Origin of the sequence: Bifidobacterium tibiigranuli, assembly GCF_022655035.1 — a bacterium.
GTDB classification, from domain to species: Bacteria; Actinomycetota; Actinomycetes; order Actinomycetales; family Bifidobacteriaceae; genus Bifidobacterium; species Bifidobacterium tibiigranuli_A.
The window spans coordinates 146,946-163,189 of sequence record NZ_JALCUA010000003.1 but is presented as its reverse complement, the minus strand read 5'-3'; the positions used below and the strand labels follow the sequence as shown (position 1 = coordinate 163,189).

15 protein-coding genes, 1 tRNA gene and 1 riboswitch are annotated in these 16,244 nt (G+C 60.6%); of the genes, 10 read left to right on the top strand and 6 right to left on the bottom strand.

Annotated features, from left to right (window positions below):
* The first annotated feature begins 6 nt into the window (after window positions 1-6).
* The 6 genes from LKK40_RS05040 to LKK40_RS05015 all read left to right on the top strand — a co-directional run bounded on the left by LKK40_RS05040 (window position 7) and on the right by LKK40_RS05015 (window position 5,724).
* A complete protein-coding gene (locus LKK40_RS05040; RefSeq protein ID WP_304309718.1) occupies window positions 7-1,860 on the top strand; it encodes a glycosyl hydrolase family 28-related protein in 1,854 nt (617 codons plus the stop codon).
* Window positions 1,861-1,940: 80 nt separating this feature from the next.
* Window positions 1,941-3,005: an acyltransferase family protein gene (locus LKK40_RS05035; protein WP_304309716.1), complete on the top strand. Its 1,065-nt coding sequence runs from the start codon at window positions 1,941-1,943 to the stop codon at window positions 3,003-3,005.
* Between the two features lie 194 nt (window positions 3,006-3,199).
* Window positions 3,200-3,589, top strand: coding sequence for a hypothetical protein (locus LKK40_RS05030; RefSeq protein ID WP_304309715.1), 390 nt, complete (start codon window positions 3,200-3,202; stop codon window positions 3,587-3,589).
* Window positions 3,590-3,670: 81 nt separating this feature from the next.
* Window positions 3,671-4,720 carry a glycoside hydrolase domain-containing protein gene (locus LKK40_RS05025; RefSeq protein ID WP_304309713.1) on the top strand — a complete coding sequence of 350 codons (1,050 nt, stop codon included), beginning with the start codon at window positions 3,671-3,673 and terminating at the stop codon, window positions 4,718-4,720.
* A gap of 11 nt (window positions 4,721-4,731) precedes the next feature.
* Window positions 4,732-5,034: a holin gene (locus LKK40_RS05020; protein ID WP_304309712.1), complete on the top strand. Its 303-nt coding sequence runs from the start codon at window positions 4,732-4,734 to the stop codon at window positions 5,032-5,034.
* Window positions 5,035-5,166: 132 nt separating this feature from the next.
* Complete coding sequence (locus LKK40_RS05015; RefSeq protein WP_304309710.1) at window positions 5,167-5,724, top strand: hypothetical protein; 558 nt, start codon at window positions 5,167-5,169, stop codon at window positions 5,722-5,724.
* A gap of 285 nt (window positions 5,725-6,009) precedes the next feature.
* On the opposite strand, the gene LKK40_RS05010 is transcribed toward LKK40_RS05015, so the two are convergent.
* Window positions 6,010-6,080: transfer RNA gene (locus tag LKK40_RS05010), tRNA-Gly, on the bottom strand.
* Window positions 6,081-6,424: 344 nt separating this feature from the next.
* On the opposite strand from LKK40_RS05010, the gene LKK40_RS05005 reads away from it, so the two are divergent.
* Genes LKK40_RS05005 through LKK40_RS04990 form a run of 4 tightly spaced genes read left to right on the top strand, consistent with a single transcriptional unit; the run spans window position 6,425 to window position 9,684 of the window.
* Window positions 6,425-7,504 (top strand): ABC transporter ATP-binding protein, encoded by a 1,080-nt coding sequence (locus LKK40_RS05005; RefSeq protein ID WP_304309708.1) that lies wholly within the window; start codon window positions 6,425-6,427, stop codon window positions 7,502-7,504.
* Complete coding sequence (locus tag LKK40_RS05000) at window positions 7,501-8,502, top strand: ABC transporter permease (RefSeq protein WP_304309706.1); 1,002 nt, start codon at window positions 7,501-7,503, stop codon at window positions 8,500-8,502. The genes LKK40_RS05005 and LKK40_RS05000 overlap by 4 nt, the downstream gene beginning before the upstream one ends.
* The gene (locus LKK40_RS04995; protein WP_304309704.1) at window positions 8,465-8,920 is read left to right on the top strand and encodes a LytTR family DNA-binding domain-containing protein; all 456 of its coding nucleotides are present in this window, start codon (window positions 8,465-8,467) and stop codon (window positions 8,918-8,920) included. Before LKK40_RS05000 ends, LKK40_RS04995 begins: the two co-directional genes overlap by 38 nt.
* A gap of 2 nt (window positions 8,921-8,922) precedes the next feature.
* On the top strand, window positions 8,923-9,684 hold the full coding sequence (locus tag LKK40_RS04990) for a DUF3021 domain-containing protein (RefSeq protein WP_304309703.1): 762 nt from the start codon (window positions 8,923-8,925) through the stop codon (window positions 9,682-9,684).
* 263 nt (window positions 9,685-9,947) lie between these two features.
* Here LKK40_RS04990 and htpX read toward each other — a convergent pair whose 3' ends face one another.
* From htpX to LKK40_RS04965, 5 genes are all read right to left on the bottom strand, one after another.
* Entirely contained in the window at window positions 9,948-10,898 is a 951-nt protein-coding gene (gene htpX, locus LKK40_RS04985) for a zinc metalloprotease HtpX (protein ID WP_304309701.1), read from the bottom strand.
* A 489-nt stretch (window positions 10,899-11,387) separates the two neighbouring features.
* Window positions 11,388-12,677: a phosphopyruvate hydratase gene (gene eno / locus LKK40_RS04980; protein WP_304309700.1), complete on the bottom strand. Its 1,290-nt coding sequence runs from the start codon at window positions 12,675-12,677 to the stop codon at window positions 11,388-11,390.
* 137 nt (window positions 12,678-12,814) lie between these two features.
* Window positions 12,815-13,324: an inorganic diphosphatase gene (locus LKK40_RS04975; protein WP_304309698.1), complete on the bottom strand. Its 510-nt coding sequence runs from the start codon at window positions 13,322-13,324 to the stop codon at window positions 12,815-12,817.
* Window positions 13,325-13,381: 57 nt separating this feature from the next.
* Window positions 13,382-13,455: riboswitch (Fluoride riboswitch) on the bottom strand.
* A gap of 86 nt (window positions 13,456-13,541) precedes the next feature.
* A complete protein-coding gene (locus tag LKK40_RS04970) occupies window positions 13,542-15,008 on the bottom strand; it encodes an FAD-dependent oxidoreductase (RefSeq protein WP_304309696.1) in 1,467 nt (488 codons plus the stop codon).
* Window positions 15,009-15,653: 645 nt separating this feature from the next.
* Window positions 15,654-16,175, bottom strand: a complete 522-nt coding sequence (locus LKK40_RS04965) for a DUF2269 family protein (RefSeq protein ID WP_304309695.1) — start codon at window positions 16,173-16,175, stop codon at window positions 15,654-15,656.
* Between the last annotated feature and the right edge of the window lie 69 nt (window positions 16,176-16,244).

The window sequence follows — 16,244 nt, the reverse complement described above, 5'->3', positions numbered from 1 at the left end:
AAGACAATGGCTGAGCTGATTACCGTGGACCAGATCGTGGGAAAGCGCCGCCTGATGGCCGTGCCCGGCCCGCAGGGAGACGACGGGCCGCAGGGGCCGCGCGGTCTGCCTGGCGTGAATGCGGTTGACAACGACACCGCAGTTGGCGCATATATCGACGCGGAGGACTCCAAGACGCGCACGGCCATGGCCAGATGGTGGCCGTACGTGGACGTGAAGCGGTTCGGCGCGACCGGCGACGGCGCGACCGACGATTCGGATGCGTTCAACGCGGCGATTGCATGGGTGTCCTCGCACGGGCGCGGCTCGCTGTACGTATCCAACGGCGTATACCGGATCAGCAAAAACATAGCGTTCTCGGGCATGCGGCTGGTCGGCGAGTCGCACCAGGCCATCATCAACATCCAGGGCGACGTTGAATCGGGATTGATTCGACCCGGCAGTGACACCCGGATCGAGAACCTGGCGTTCCGCTGTGCCGACAGCCGCATGTTTGCCATATACCAAGATGGGAGAGTTGACAACATCGCCATCATCGACTGCGTGTCCATCAGAGGCTATCTCGTCAGGATCGGCACATGGCCGTCCCAGCCGTTCGCCGAGACCGAGGCGGGCACGTTCGTGAGCACGAACATCACGGTGCGCGGATGCCGAACGGACTACTGGGGATCGACCAAGGGGCCCGCGATGCTGGGCGCAGTCACGCTCTCGAACGTCTCAGGCGTGGACATTAGCGGCAACCGCTTGGTCAACGCAGCCGCGGGCGGGGAATGCGGGGTCACGGTGTGGGGCGGTGACGCCACTCCAAATTCGACCGTTTTTCAGGCATACAAGCCCAACCGCGACATCCGGATCGAGAACAACCACATCGACTGCGACGGGGCGAGCTGTCTGTTCATGGACAACGTCGTGGGCCTCGAGGCCATCGGCAACACGCTCCGGCACGGCAACGACTGCATCGTGGACCTCGAGGGCGTCGAGAGCGCGAACATCGTGGGCAACTACGTCGGGATGTGCCATGCCCCGCTCATCGCCATCGACTGGCATTCGAAGAACATCATGTTCGAGGCGAACACGTTCGAGCAGGGGCCGGGCTACGCATCCAGCTTCATCCAGTACTACGGCGGCCAGCCGTTCACCGACGTTGTCGAGGCGTCGTTCATCGCAAACACGTTTACTTACACGCAGACATCCATCGGCAGATTCTACATCCACGCCAATGACTGCACTATCAACGTGCGCGACAACGTGTTCAATAACGTTTTGATCACGAGTCTGGACCCGTCCGATCCGACGGCGATGGGATGCCGCCTGATCATGACGGGCAACACCATCAATATCACCAAGCCGCTGTCTATGATGGGCATAGCTCCCACGATGGCGGCCGTGAACCTCGCGGACACGCCCATGCTCGACTGCTCGGGCAACAACCTGCAGATACAACCCTCGTCAGGAGACTACAGCGTGTTCGGCGTCGTGGGCACGAACGCGAGCAACACGAACAAGCTCAAGCGCATCACCGGCAACATCATCACCGGGCACCAAAGGACGTTCCGCTATCTCGTATTCCAAGACAACGCGTTCCTGGGCCAGAACCGCGACAACCACGTCGACAACTCCGTTACCCTGGACAACTTCCTGTCGTTCACCGACCAGTCGGCCGACATCCCTGCCACCAAGAGCAGCTCGCTCGCCCTGGGCGAGAACGTCAAGGGGTCCGACTGCTCGAGCGTATACACGGCGACGCCCTCGCCCAGCCGCTCGCTCAACTCGAAGATCACCGTGATGAACGAATCCGCCGGCACCACGGGAATATGGATGAACATCAACAAAGTCTGGAGGAAAATCACGCCCCAGTGACGCCCGGGCGCAGCGGGCGTGGTGTACTCTTGTTCCTGTCAGGATAGGCGCGCCAGGGGGGAATCGGAGGATCTCATGGAGTGGGGGGGGGAGCATCGAATCCGCATGCCGGCCAGGGCCGGGTCGTCTGGGTCGATGCCGCGCGCTGCGTGGCGATGTTCCTCGTGTTCTTCGGTCATCTGGGGCCGGGCTGGTTCCCGGCGCTGGGCCCGCTGATCGCGGCGGTATACACGTTCCACATGCCCCTGTTCTTCCTGCTAAGCGGACTGTTCTTCTCGCCCGCGATCAGGTTCAGGGCATTGCTGGCCAAACGGGCGAAGACGCTGCTGGTCCCCTACTACGTGTTCTCGTCGTTCGCACTGGTCGTGCCTCTCGTCAAGCTGCTCAGGCCCAGCCTGTACGCCCAGGCGGGCAAGTCCACGGCCGTCGACCCGCTCCGGGACGTGACCGGCATCCTGCTCGCGCAGGGCGGCAGCGGCCTGTGGTTCCTGTGGTCGCTGTTCAGCGCCCTGCTGTTCCTATGGTGCCTGGCCAGGATCGCGAAAGGCAACCGGATCGCCCTGTTCGCCCTGTTCGCCGCATTCGTGGGACTGGGCTACGCCGTGGGGTCCAGCGCCGTCTTCCCGATGCTGCCATTCCAGCTGGGCAACCTCTTCAAGGCGACGGCATGGGTGGGCTTCGGATACCTGCTCGCCCGAAGCATCGACATCAAACGCCTCGACCGGCTGCCGCTGGCTGGACGGCTCGCGGCGGCAATCGCCCTATTCGCCCTGTTCGCCGCATCGTTCCTGATGGTCAGCGCCTACCAGCAGGCGCACGGCAGCACGCCCCTGTTCTACCTGTGCCGCTCGGCCGCGACAGTCCTCGGCATCGCCATGGCCATCGCCCTGAGCCTGCTGCTCCCCAGTCTCTCCTGGATATCGACCATCGGCAGATGCAGCCTCGTGTTCTACGCGCTCAACGACATTTCGCTCAAAACCACAAAATTCGCCCTGTTCTCCCTCGCCCGCATCCACGCACCCGCGATGGCACTGCCCGCGCAGCTCGCCATCGGCCTGCTCGCCGTCATCCTGGCGATGTCCGCATGCTACTGGGCCAACATACTCATCCAACGTCACGCCCGCTGGACGCTCGGCGACCTCTAGCCACAGCAGGATACAGGCTCTCAAGCCGGGACGCATCATTCCAGCCCCGCATCGTGCCCCATTCCGATCCGAGTCCATCGCATGGCCGGCCGTTTCGTGCACCGCCTCCCGGCCGCCCCGGCGGCATTCCTATGCCGTGCGCCGCTGCCCGCGCGCATCATTCTCCCCGCTCCTACGACAGACAAGGACATTCCATGATCCAATCGCTCATCGGCAGCCTACTCTCCGCACCCGCGCTGATCGCCCTGGCCGCGCTCGTCTCCAAACTGTGGCCGGGCATGCTCACATCGCTGGGCACATGGATGTACGCGCACGTCGACCCCGGCAAACTACCGTACGACAGCGCCATGAACCGACACTGGATGCAAACCAACAAGCTCGCCGACGACATCGATGAGCTCAAGAATCTGCAGCTCGAGGGCAGCAAGAACACGATCAAGAACACCCTGATCGCGCTCATGGGCCGCGACGGCAACCAGTCCGCACAGATCCGCTACGAGCTATCCAAGCTCGAAGCGCTACACGCTACCTGCTGGGTCATGCAGGAGGCCGAGAACTATCTGAGCGAACACCACAGGCCCTAGTCCGCAATCATCATCTCTTAAGCCGCTCCAATCCGGGGCGGCTTTTTCATACCCCGAACCAACTATCAAGGAGAATCAATCATGGCTACTGAACTCATCGACTACTCGTTCGCCCGACCCGACCTCGTCCAAGTCAAGGCAGCCGGCATCGCTGGAGTGATCCGCTACCTGACCGGCAGCGGCAAAGGACTGACCACGGGCGAGATCCAGCGGATCCGGGCGGCGGGCCTATCTCTCGCACTCGTGTACGAGACCACTGGACGGACCGTCAAGGGCGGGCGCAGCGCGGGCGTCGCGGACGGACAGGCGGCGCTCAGTGCGCTCAGGACGCTCGGCCTTCCCAGGAGCGTGGTGTATTTCGCCGTGGACTATGATCTGCAGCCGGGCGAATATGGGCTGCTCGACGCTTATCTGGATGGCATCGCCGGCGTGCTCGGCAAGCAGTGCACGGGACTGTATGCGGGCTACGGGCCATGCGCCCACGCGATGTCACGCGGCTACGTGGCGTGGCAGACCTACGCATGGAGCGGCGGCAAGATCGCTCCCGGCATCAGGATCTACCAGTATCGCAATGGCGTGACCATCGGCGGCGGCCAGGTCGACCGCAACCGCACGTCCCTAGCCGACTACGGACAGGTCAAATGGGATTCAGCTGCTGCCGCGCCCATGCCCGCATCCAACCCCTCTGCGGCTTCCGGATCCTTGGAGCAGCTAGCCAGCGCCGTGCAGCACGGCGACTACGGCAACGGCGATGCCCGCAAAGCCAAGCTCGGCGCGAAATACACGGCGGTCATGGCCATCGTCAACGAACGGGCCCGCGTCACCAGCGCCAAACAATCCCATGAAACGCTCGCAAACGAAGCCATCGCCGGGCGACTGGGCAACGGCAACGAGCGCGAGCGGCTGCTGGGCACCTACGCGAAAGCAGTGCAGGCGATCATCAACAGCAAACTCGGCGCACCCGCCAAAACCACGCCAGCGCCAGCGCCAGCGGCGACCTACACCGTCAAACCCGGCGACACTCTCTCCGGCATCGCCGCAGCCCACCACACCACATGGCAGGCCCTAGCCGCCAAAAACCGCATCAGCAACCCGAACCTGATCCATCCCGGACAAACTATCACACTCTGAAAGGAAGCATCATGAACGAACCCGAATCCCAATCCGAATACAACAGCGAGAGCCTAGCCGCACTCGCCCAAGAAACCACTACCAGCCAGACCCTCGCCCAATGGGCAAAAGCCGCAGCAGTGCGCGCCATCAAGACCGCCGCCCAAGCCGCCATCGCAATCATCCCCGTGAGCGCCGTCACCATCGGCAGCGTCGACTGGATCATGGTAGCCGGAGCCGCCGCGCTGGCCGGCGTCATCAGTCTGCTCACCAGCATCTCCGGCATCCCCGAAGTCAGCGACGGAGCCAGCATCAAACAAATCACCAGCAAATAAGCATGCACGTAAACCAAAATCCAATCGCCCCTCACTTCCCATGGGAAGTGAGGGGCGATTCTTTATACTGATAGTTCTATAATTCCTCTCGGCAGCATTATATGGCTTTGACAAAGAGTTTGGGGGGAAACGGTGAAAGATACTAAGCAGACGAAAAGCATCGGGGAATTCTGGGTTTGCGCCGAACTCGCGATGCGGGGCTGGGATCCGGCGCTTACCAGAGACGGTGTCGCCCGCACGGACATCCTTGCTATTAATGCCGAGGATTCCCGGCAGATCAGCATCCAGGTAAAGACTACGACCGCGGGCAACTGGCCGCTTAACATCCGTAGAATAGGTTTGGCCCAGCAGAATAGCGAATGGTTTGTCCTGGTCAAAGTAGACAAAGCAACGCACGATATTCGTGGATTTGTGGTGCCCAGGAATCACGTCATAGCAGGGACCTGGATTGGGCACCAAAGCTGGCTGACTGACCCTGAAGCAAAATCTGGAAAGCGTCACACCGACATCAGTGGTGCTCGTATTGATATCCCGACCTTCGCAGGTTACGAGGATAGATGGGATCTTCTTAAGGAGCCCGCCTCTTCCGCACCTGTTCTCTTGCCTCATTGGCAGCACGACAACGCCATGCTGGAACGAGTCGGCCTGCCTGAAGGGCACCCTTGGCAACAATACCTTCCGAACTGGTGACAGCCGACACTGCCGCACTAGTCTAATCGGTACCATCAGCAAATAAACCGCAAACCCAGTTGGATAATGCACAATGTGCTCCTCGCCTCCGCGTAGGAGGCGAGGAGCACTTTTCTGCGTTCAGTGAGCATTCCTGCAGCATCGGAAGAGCGTGGTCTCTGCCCACATTTTGCCCACATCTTTCATTAAATTCGGTTAAATTCCATTAAATTCGGTTAAAACCGAACATGTGATTACGCCTACTACCATAAGGAAAAACCGTTGATTTGCAAGGATCAGAAAGAGAGCGGATGACGGGAGTCGAACCCGCCTCTGAAGCTTGGGAAGCTTCCATTCTACCGATGAACTACATCCGCATGTGCGTGCGCACAAGCGACCAGTGTAACACATGCCCTGTCGTCTTTCCGGGACGTCGCGCCTCATGCACAAATCGGCCGATAGCATTTCGTAGCCGCGGAATTCCGCCATTCGAAATCGCTATTGGCCGACTTGTGCGTCTCAACCTGGGTGCATCGCGCCCGTTGCAAAGAACGCTCACCGCCGCTCAGCCGCAACTCACCGTGCAGATGGAACCGCTTGGCGCTCTCAGCTTTCGGCGGTGAGCGGCGCATCGCACAATGAAAACGTCAAGGAAAACGTCACGCGGATACGCGATACGCAAATGTTCGCGCAACAACGCAACAGTATGAGGGAGGAAGCGATGAGCACGGTGATGAGGGCACGCAATCTGTCCAAATGGTATGGGAAGCACGAGGCCGTCCGCGATGTGTCGCTGGACATCGAGCCGGGCGCACTAACAGCGGTGATCGGGCCGAACGGGGCCGGCAAGTCCACGACGATCAGCATGCTGACCGGACTGGCCAAGCCCGATGGCGGCGTGATCGAATATGGCGCTCAGTCCCAGTCGCACGCCCACGCGCCGCGCCTCGGCGTCGTGTTCCAAGGCAGCGTGCTCGATCCGACGCTGACGGTGCGCGAGAATCTTTCGATACGCGCACGGTTGTATCCCGGAACGCCGCGCGGCCGGGTGGACGAAGTCATTGCGCTGGTCGGTGCCGAATCCTTCGCGGGCCAGCAGTATGGCTCGCTTTCGGGCGGGCAGCGGCGCAGCATTGACATCGCCCGTGCGCTCATCAATCGGCCCGAGCTGCTGATACTCGATGAACCCACGACCGGCTTGGATATTGCGACGCGGCGCACGCTCTGGACGATGCTCGACGGGCTGCGCAAGCGCGAGAACCTCTCGATTCTGCTTACCACGCATTATCTTGAGGAGGCAAATTACGCGCAGCAGGTCTACCTTATCGATCACGGTGTCATCCACGCGCAGGGTTCGGCGCAGGAGCTGATCCAGCGCTACACGCAGTACACGTTGGACATCACCTTCAGCCCGGAGCGTCGGCAGGAAATCGAGCAGATTGCGCAGGATTATGTGGCTCGTGCGCAGCGATTCGATGATGCTGACGGAGCGTCTGCATCTGCGACTTCGACCGCGGCAAGCCAGCCAGACATGACAGCAGGCAACGCCACGCAAGCCACAACCGCTGTGGCCACAATCGACGGCAATCACCTGCATCTGAGCGTTTCCAGCGCTGACGAATGCATCGGCCTGCTGACTGCGATGCGGCCATACATACTCGATTTCCGCTGCCTGCGCGGCACGATGAACGACGTATTCCTCACGCTCACCGGCCACAACGAAAACGGCACCATCGATGCCGACCAAATCACCACCCCAAACCCCACATCCGCCACCACTTCCAAGGAGTCCCGCTCATGATCGCCCTCACCAAACGCAACCTGCTGCTGTTCACCCGCAACCGTACCAATATGCTGTTCTCGCTGCTCGGTGCGCTTATCGCCTTCGTGCTGTATATCGTCTTCCTCAAGCAGACTTTGGAAGGCAACTGGACCGGCGCCATGAACGCCGGCAACGCAGCCGCCAGCGCGGCCGCCGCACACAGCTCAACCGCAGCAAGCGCTGCAACCCCCGTCACCGTCAGCGACCTGCTCGACCCGTGGCTGATAGGCGGCATCCTGTCGATCACCGCCATCACCACACCCCTGACCGGCATGAGCCAGATGGTCTACGACCGCGAAAACGGCCTGACCGACGACTTCCGCCTCGCCTGCCACTCGCCGTGGCGGATACAGGCCTCCTATCTCGCCAGCTCCGCGATTATCGGCTTCGTCATGCAGCTCATCGTGCTGGCCGTCACCGGAGCGTATTTCACCGTGGTCGACCATGTGACGCTTCCCTGGCGCAACGCGGCCACCGACGCGAAGCTGCTCGGATTGATAGCGCTTGCCGCGATTTTCGGCGCGGCGCTGGCCTTCGCCCTCACCGTGTCGGTCTCGACACAGCGCGCGAATTCGAGTCTGGGCACCGTCATCGGCACGGCGGCCGGCTTCCTCAGCGGCGTCTACGTACCGCTCGGCGCAGTGCCCGCCGGCGCACAGCATGTCATGAAGCTCTGGCCGGGCGCGTACTCCGCCTCGCTCTTCCGCAGGTTGCTGCTAGACGACACCATATCGGACGCATTCAGCGCAGTCCCGGCATCCGTCGCACAGAATTTCCGCAAGGATATGGGTATCGGATACGAGATCGGCAGTTCGCTCACCACGCCCGCCCAGGACCTCGCGCTGCTCGCCGGCATCACCGTGATTATCGTATTGGCCGTTCTGCTCGTACGATTGGGGGCAAGACAATTGTCCGCAACGAATCAGAGGCGAGGGCGCGGTGAGCATTATCTTCAGGGCGAATCCCGAGCTCGCTGATGGCGAGGTGAACGTCATCGTCGAGGCGGCCAGCCCCACGCCCGCGGTTTCCGCGCTCATGCGCTCCGTGGAGGCCATCGGGCAGACCGCCTCGGCCACGATTCCCATCGAAACCGCGAATCGCCTGGAAATCGTGCGCAAATCAGCAATCGTCACCATCGCTGTTCACGGCGAGGACTTGCTAGTGCGCACCACATCGCAGACGCTGACCACCCGAAATCGGCTCGTCAAACTCATGGCGAAGCTCCCCGCGCGCAATTTCGTGCAGATATCGCGCCAGGCCGTCATCAACCTGCGCCATCTGGAATCGCTGGAGGCGAGCTATTCGGGCAATATGACCGCGCGGCTGTCCGGCGATATCCGCGAAACCGTAAGCCGCAGGTACGTGCCCGCGCTGCGCGAGGCTTTGGAGGCATGAGCATGGATGCGAATATTGACGCGAACACGAATACGGCTGCGGCAGAGAATGCGAATGGCGACGACATGAACGAGTTGAGCATGGACGAGACATCAGGGACACCAGCAAGGCTGGATGACATGGCAGGAATCGGCACAGCCGCAATTGATGCGGCGGAGACCGGCACTTTCGAAAGCAACGCGACGGAAAGTGCCACTCTGGTAAACAGCGCAGCGGAAAGTACCGCAGCGGGGACCGACTCTGTTCAATCTCGCGAGCAACTCCTGTCGCAGCTTTCCGGTCTGACGCCGGCCGTGGCGGAACAGCACATGTCATCGCCATCACGCAAGCCATCACGCATGGCGTCAACGTTGCGCGAGCTCATCATCAATGCCATGATTGGCGTCGGCGTCGGCTCCTTCGTTTTCCTGGTTGCGGAGATCCTCGATCAACCGCCAATCCCCATCACACCGCTGAGCGTGGTTTCCCTGTTCGTCATGTCCGCGCTGATCGGCGAGCTGACGCTGCTGTTCAAACTGCAAATCCCGTATTGGGCGATTCTGCTCATCCACTGCCCGCTCACCTTCGCCCTCGTGGTCGGCTGGCTGCTCACGAATCGCTGGTATGTCATGCTTTCGCCGCAGCGTTTCCCCGGGTTCGCCGCGTCATTCGTCGGCATCTATATCCTGATCTGGCTGGGCGTCATGTTGCACGGCTGGCTGCTCACCGAGCGCATGAACAGAACGTTGCGGCATCGCAATCAGCGCGATGATTTGGATGAGTAACCGATAATCGATACGCACCAATGAACTTGGCAGCGGTAGCTGACATATTAGTGCCCGGATAACTGGGGCTATGTCTTGAATGTGACATTATCGGCGCATAAAAGGCATGTTCAAGACAGAGTAACGGTCGCTCTGTCTTGTTTATGACATTAAGCCGACCCAAGTGTCATGTTCAAGACAGAGTTAGCGCGATGAGCTGGAAGCAGGGGAACACCGCTCACATTTTTTTGAGCGTGACTACGGTCAAAAGCACGAACCGCGCCTCAGTACCCCACCTGCGGGCCACCCGGGCCACCGGCTTCAACGCCACTTTCGCGCATCTCCTGCGCCATCTGCATCAGGCGCGAAATGCGCTCGTCGGTTGGCGGGTGCGTGGAGAAGAGGCGGCTGAAACCCTGCGAGGAGAAGGGGTTGGCAATCATCATGGCGGAAACGCTTTGCGTGCCGGCGGTCTGTGGCATCGGCTCGGTCTGCGCTCCGGTGGAGATCTTGTTCAGCGCGGAGGCAAGAGCTTCGGGGTCACCAGTCAGACGGCTGCCGTCTTCGTCGGCATCGAATTCGCGGGTGCGGGATATGGCCATCTGAATCAGTGAAGCGCCGATTGGAGCCAGAATCATGCTCACGAGCATGCCAATCGCACCAAGGCCGCCACCGCCTGAGCCATTGCGATTGTCCCGGCTGTTCCCGCCGCCGAAATACATAAGCGAATATCCCAGATAGGTGATGACCGTCGCCATCGCCGACGCGACGGCGGACGTGAGAATGTCATGATTGTAGACGTGCATGAGCTCGTGGCCGAGCACGCCGCGTAGCTCGCGCTCATTGAGCATCTGCAGGATGCCCTGCGTGCAGCACACCGCCGCATGGCGCTCGTTGCGGCCGGTGGCGAAAGCATTCGGACTCATGGTCGGGGCGATGGTGATACGCGGCATCGGCTTGCCCGCCTTGGCGGACAGCTCACGCACCACGCGGTAGAGCACCGGCGCCTCCTGCTCAGAGACCTCGCGCGCATGCATTGAGGCGATGGCCAGCTTGTCGGAGAACCAGTACGAGCCGAAGGTCGTCGCCAGGCCGATGACAATGTATATGCCGAGCGTGCCTTGGCTGCCGCCGGTGAGCCACCAAATCAGCATGATAACGGCCCACATCAGCGCAAACAGCAGCGTGGTTTTCAATCCGTTGAAATGCCCGTGCACCTTCACATTCCCAGTCATACTCAGCAGAATAAAGAATCCCTCTGGACTTTTGCTGAATGTTCGCTGCAGGCTGCTGCGTCGCATTCTGTACGCTAACTCGACCCTGACGTGCATAAGGTCACGAAACCGACTTGGGAAACGTTGCTTTTTGCACGTTAGGGTCGATTTACCGTATAAAAGGCAACGGCTATCGTCACAACTCCCGCATGATAACGAGCCCTATGCGGGGGTTGTGACGTCTGACGGCGCTGAAACATCACAAGCCCCGCATGAGGGTCGATATAGTGCGGGAATCGTGACGTATGACCGCAGGGAAACGTCACAACGCCCGCACTGGGTATCGGATAATGCGGGGGTTGTGACGGTCGGGCGGAACGTTTGAGTGGGGCGCGAACGAAAGACGGCAGGCGCCTGAACCGAGGGATGGGCAGCAGCCCCAAGGCTCAAACGCCTGCCGCGAATATCAGCGAGCGACCGATGCCATCGACCGCATCGCCCCCGTCAGCCTCACTTAGCAGCTATGCGCGGGAAGGCCTTCGCGCCCGCGTATTGCGCGTCATCGCCCAGCCGCTCCTCGATGCGCAGGAGCTGGTTGTACTTGGCGATGCGCTCGCCGCGCGCCGGAGCGCCCGACTTGAGCTGCATGGCGTTCATGCCGACGGTCAGATCGGCGATCGTCGCGTCCGGCGTCTCGCCCGAGCGGTGCGACACCATAGTGGTGAAACCGTTGCGATAGGCCAGATTCATCGCGTCGAGCGTCTCGCTCACGGTGCCGATCTGGTTGAGCTTGACCAGCAGCGAGTTCGCGGTCTTCTCTTCGATGGCGCGCTGCAGCCGCTTCGGATTGGTCACGAAAATGTCGTCGCCGACGATCTGCATCTTGTCACCAATCTTCGCGGTCAGCGCGGCGAAGTCGCCCCAAGCGTTCTCCTCGAAGGGATCCTCCATCGAGATGATCGGGTACTTGGCGAGCAGACTCTCGTAGTAGTCAGCCATCTCGGAGCCGGTGCGCTCATCGCCATCGAAGCGATAAACGCCCTTCTCCTTGTCGTAGAACTCGCTCGCCGCCGCGTCGAAGCACAGCGCGATCTGCTCGCCCGGGCGGTAGCCGGCCTTGTCGATGGCCTCGACCAGCAGATCCATCGCCTCGGCGTTGGACTTGAGATTCGGTGCGAAACCGCCCTCGTCACCCAGTCCGGTGCCCAAACCGCGACTCTTCAGGATCGACTTCAGCGTGTGATAGGTCTCCACATTCGCGCGCAGCGCCTCGTGATACGTGTCGAAACCGATGGGCGCGAGCATGAACTCCTGAATGTCGACGTTCGAATCCGCGTGTGCGCCGCCGTTGAGCACGTTCATGCAGGTGACGGGCAGTGTGAAGCCGTTCGTGCCGCCCAAATAGCGGTACAGCGGCAGCCCAGCCGACTGCGCCGAAGCGTGCAGCGCGGCGAGCGAGACGCCCAGAATCGCGTTCGCTCCCAGCTTGCTCTTGTTGTCCGTGCCGTCCAGCTCGATGAGCGCACGGTCGAGGCCGCGCTGATCGGCGGCATCCAGCCCGCGCACCGCGTCCGCGATAATCGTGTTGACATTATCGACGACGGAAAGCACGCCCTTGCCGTCATAGCGCTGCTTGTCGCCGTCGCGCAGCTCCCATGCCTCGGCCTCGCCGGTGGACGCGCCCGAAGGCACGGAGCCAAGCCCAAACTGCCCGTCGGCCGTGGTCAGCTCGACTTCGAGCGTCGGATTGCCGCGCGAATCGAGGATCTCGCGTGCGTGAATATTGGTGATGTTGCTCATAGGATACTCCTTTGTAGTGGTTTGTTGCGTGTGCAACGAATGTTGTGGGTATTGAATATGGATAATTGCGGGGCCGCTGATTGCAGTTTCATGTGCAGCCAGCGGGTTTCAAACAGCCGGTTCCAAGCACAGTTGGTTCAGGCAGTCGCAGCCACGGACTCAGCCGTCTTCGCGCGTTCGAACGACGCCGCGACCTCGTCAAGCGCCTTGGCCAGCGGTTCCCAATGGATGTCGCCATCGACACGCTTATTCGGTTCGAGCACCTTGTACTGCGCGAAGAAGTGGACGATTTCGGCCTTGGTGAAGTCACCGATGTCGCCGATATCCCGAATCGCGTCATAGCGCACATCCGCAGGCACGCACAGGATTTTGGCGTCCGGGCCATGCTCGTCGGTCATCACCATCATGCCCACGGGCCGGCATTCCACGGCGCAGCCAGGGAACACCGATTCGGGCAACAGCACGAGGGCGTCAAGCGGGTCGCCATCCTGCCCGAGCGTGCCGTCGATGAAGCCGTAATCCGCCGGATAGCCCATCGATGTGAACAGCGTCCGGTCAAGATGCAGCCTGCCGGTTTCGTGGTCCACTTCGTATTTATTGCGGCAACCGCGCGGAATTTCAATGGTGACGGTGAACGTATCAGCCATTGCTCACTCCCTCCTTGGGAATCATTCCAGGGAGGAGAGGACATGACATGACTCTGCATCCCTGCAGAAGTCATCAGCCCGAAGGCGGTTCGGGCCGTGTGCCCAGGGTGAACCTCATACCCGCCTTTATGCTACCACTTTTTTAGAGTGCAAAGTTTGGAGCGCAGAGTTTGGAGTGCGGGGTTTTGAAACACACAGTTTTAGAGTGCACAGCGCGCTACTCACCACGTGCCAAGCGCCGCAACTCCTCGGGCTCCACGACCTTCTTGTGTTCGCGTCCTTCCTTGGCACCTTCGGAGCGTTCGAAGGCATCGATGCGTTTCCAGCCGGCGAAATCAATCGGCGCAACCCCACGTGAGGCGAGCAGCCGGTCGATGGATGCCGGGTCGCGGTCAGGCGCGACCCGTCCAGCAGCGCCGCCCTTCGAGAAATCGTCAAGCATATTGGTCACGATGAGCAGCGCATCGGACTTGGTCGAGCCGATAAGGCCAATCGGGCCGCGCTTCGCCCAGCCGGTCGCGTACAAGCGCGGCAGCACTTCCGGCGATTCCGCCTCGCCAAAAGCAGCAGCAAGAATCCGGCCGCCATCGTTCGCCAGCACTGTGCGGGCCTCGTCGTAGGCGACGTCCGGCACGCTGGCCGGCTTGTAGCCAATCGCATGATAGACGGCCTGTACGGGGATGTCTTCGAACTCGCCGGTGCGATGCATCGTGCCATCGGCCCCGGTTTCGGTGCGCTCAACGCGAATGGCCGCGACCTTGCCGTCAGCGCCGACGATCTCCACCGGATCGGCATTGAAATGGAGATAGTACTTACGCTTCGCCGGATTCCCTTCGAAATCAGCGCCGCCGTCATCCTCCATATCCTCGGCCATCTCGCGAATCGCGAACAGCTCCTCGACCATCTGGCGGGTCAGCTTGTTCGCACTCGCCCGTTCGACGGTTTCATCATCCAAGTCGAAATCGTCCTCGTTGATGACGAGCTGCACACCGGGCAGCTTCTCCATCTCGCGCAGCTCCTGTACCGAGAATTTCGCCTGCGCCACGCCGCGACGCACAAACAGGTGCAGCTCCTTGGCCTTGTTGGCTTTGATGCCCTCGTACACATTGTCGGGGATATCGGTGCGGGACTTGAGATCCTCAGCGTTGCGCATAAGCTCGCGGGCCACGTCCATCGCCACATTGCCGCCGCCGATGACCGCGACCTGCTCGGCGTCGAGCGGCCATTCGCGCGCGCCTGTGGGATAGCCGTCATACCACTCGACGAAGCGCGCGGCTCCGAACACGCCCTGCAAATCAGCACCCGGAATCAGCAGCGGCTTGTCCGCGACGGCTCCGGTTGCGAACAGTACCGCGTCATAACGAGCCAGCAGGTCATCGAGCGTGATGTCCTTGCCGAATTCCACATCGCAATACAAGTGAATGTCCGGATTGTCGAGGGTCTTCTCGAGCGCATCGGCAATGAATTTGATGCTCGGGTGATCGGGGGCCACCCCGTAACGCACGAGGCCGAAGGGCACCGGCAGCTTCTCGAACAGGTCGATGCGCGCCTTGGTTCCCAGTCCGAGCTCCTCGCCGGTTTTCCTCAGCTGGCGCAGAAAGATGTCGGAGGAGTAGACGCCGGCGGGGCCAGCGCCGACGACGGCGATGCGCAATTCGTTATTCTCGTTCACATTCTCAGTCACGCGCTCTAGGTTATCGCAAACCCTGCGCCGACGACAGGGGTTCTTTGCCGTCAGCGCTGTCAGCGACTTTTTTTCGCACGCATCACCCACCGTTTCGCCACACGTCGGGACGCAATTTCTGCACATATTGCGTCTCAGGCACGTCTCCTTGAAGCCGAGTCCTCTCGTTTGCGCATTTACTAAGCACTTCATGGACGATTCCGCTGCTCGAAGCTTCTTTTGGTCATCAGGGACATCGAAAGAACGCTGATATTCCGCCATTCCTCTATACGACGTATTCCGGTCATACTTTGCGGAGTGCTTAATAGACGAAAAAACTGCTTAATAAACGCTTTAAGAAGCAACAGTGCGAAAATTCTCGTGACTCGGGGTGCTTTGGAGCCTCATCGCACGATTATGACGTCGCTTCGAGCATTCTGCGCAAATTACCGTATGTTCCTTGGCTAATTCGAGTGGCTAATTCGAGTCATCGCCATCTTTTAAGCAGTTTTTTCATCTATTAAGCACCTGCCGAAGTAGACACCTCATTTAGCCCACAGCGTTTTGGCGGAATACCGCCGTTTTCAAGTTCGCTGTCTTGGGCATCGGGACATGAAAACCTGCAAAATTCCCACAATGTGCTTAATAAATCCCAATAAGGAACCGCTACCGAATCACCATGAGGACGGCTACTGCGACGAACAGCAGCGAGACGATACCTGAGACGGCTGAGATGACGGCGTATTGACTGTGGGCCACGGACGAGTCAGAGCCTACGTTGGCTGCGATAGCCGAGCCGTCCAAGTCGCCTGGGCGCGAGACGTCCGAGCCGAACGTTGTGGCAGTAGGAGCTTTGCGCTCCTCAATCGCCTTGGCGGCAGCGTTCATCTGCGGCACGACGACGGCGAGCGTGAGCGCGAGGGCAATCAGCGTCAGCACAACCGACCACACGAGCCAAGCCGTGCCGAGCTTATCGCGGTATGCCGGATTCATCACGTAGAAGCCGACCACACCGAACGCGCTGACCAGCACGGTCAGCCAGCCGAGCACCATCACCGTGCGCGACAGGCCGCGCACCTGCGCCGAGCTGCCCTCGCGGATGGCACGCAGCCCGGTCATGGGCAGCACGGCCAGCGGGCCGATAATGAACACGGAACCGATGACATGCAGCGCAATAATCCAACTCATGCCTGCCACTATACGCTTGCAACGGCATCGAAATGGTTCTTCATAGTAAAGGCGTCAAGCGGTGAGCCA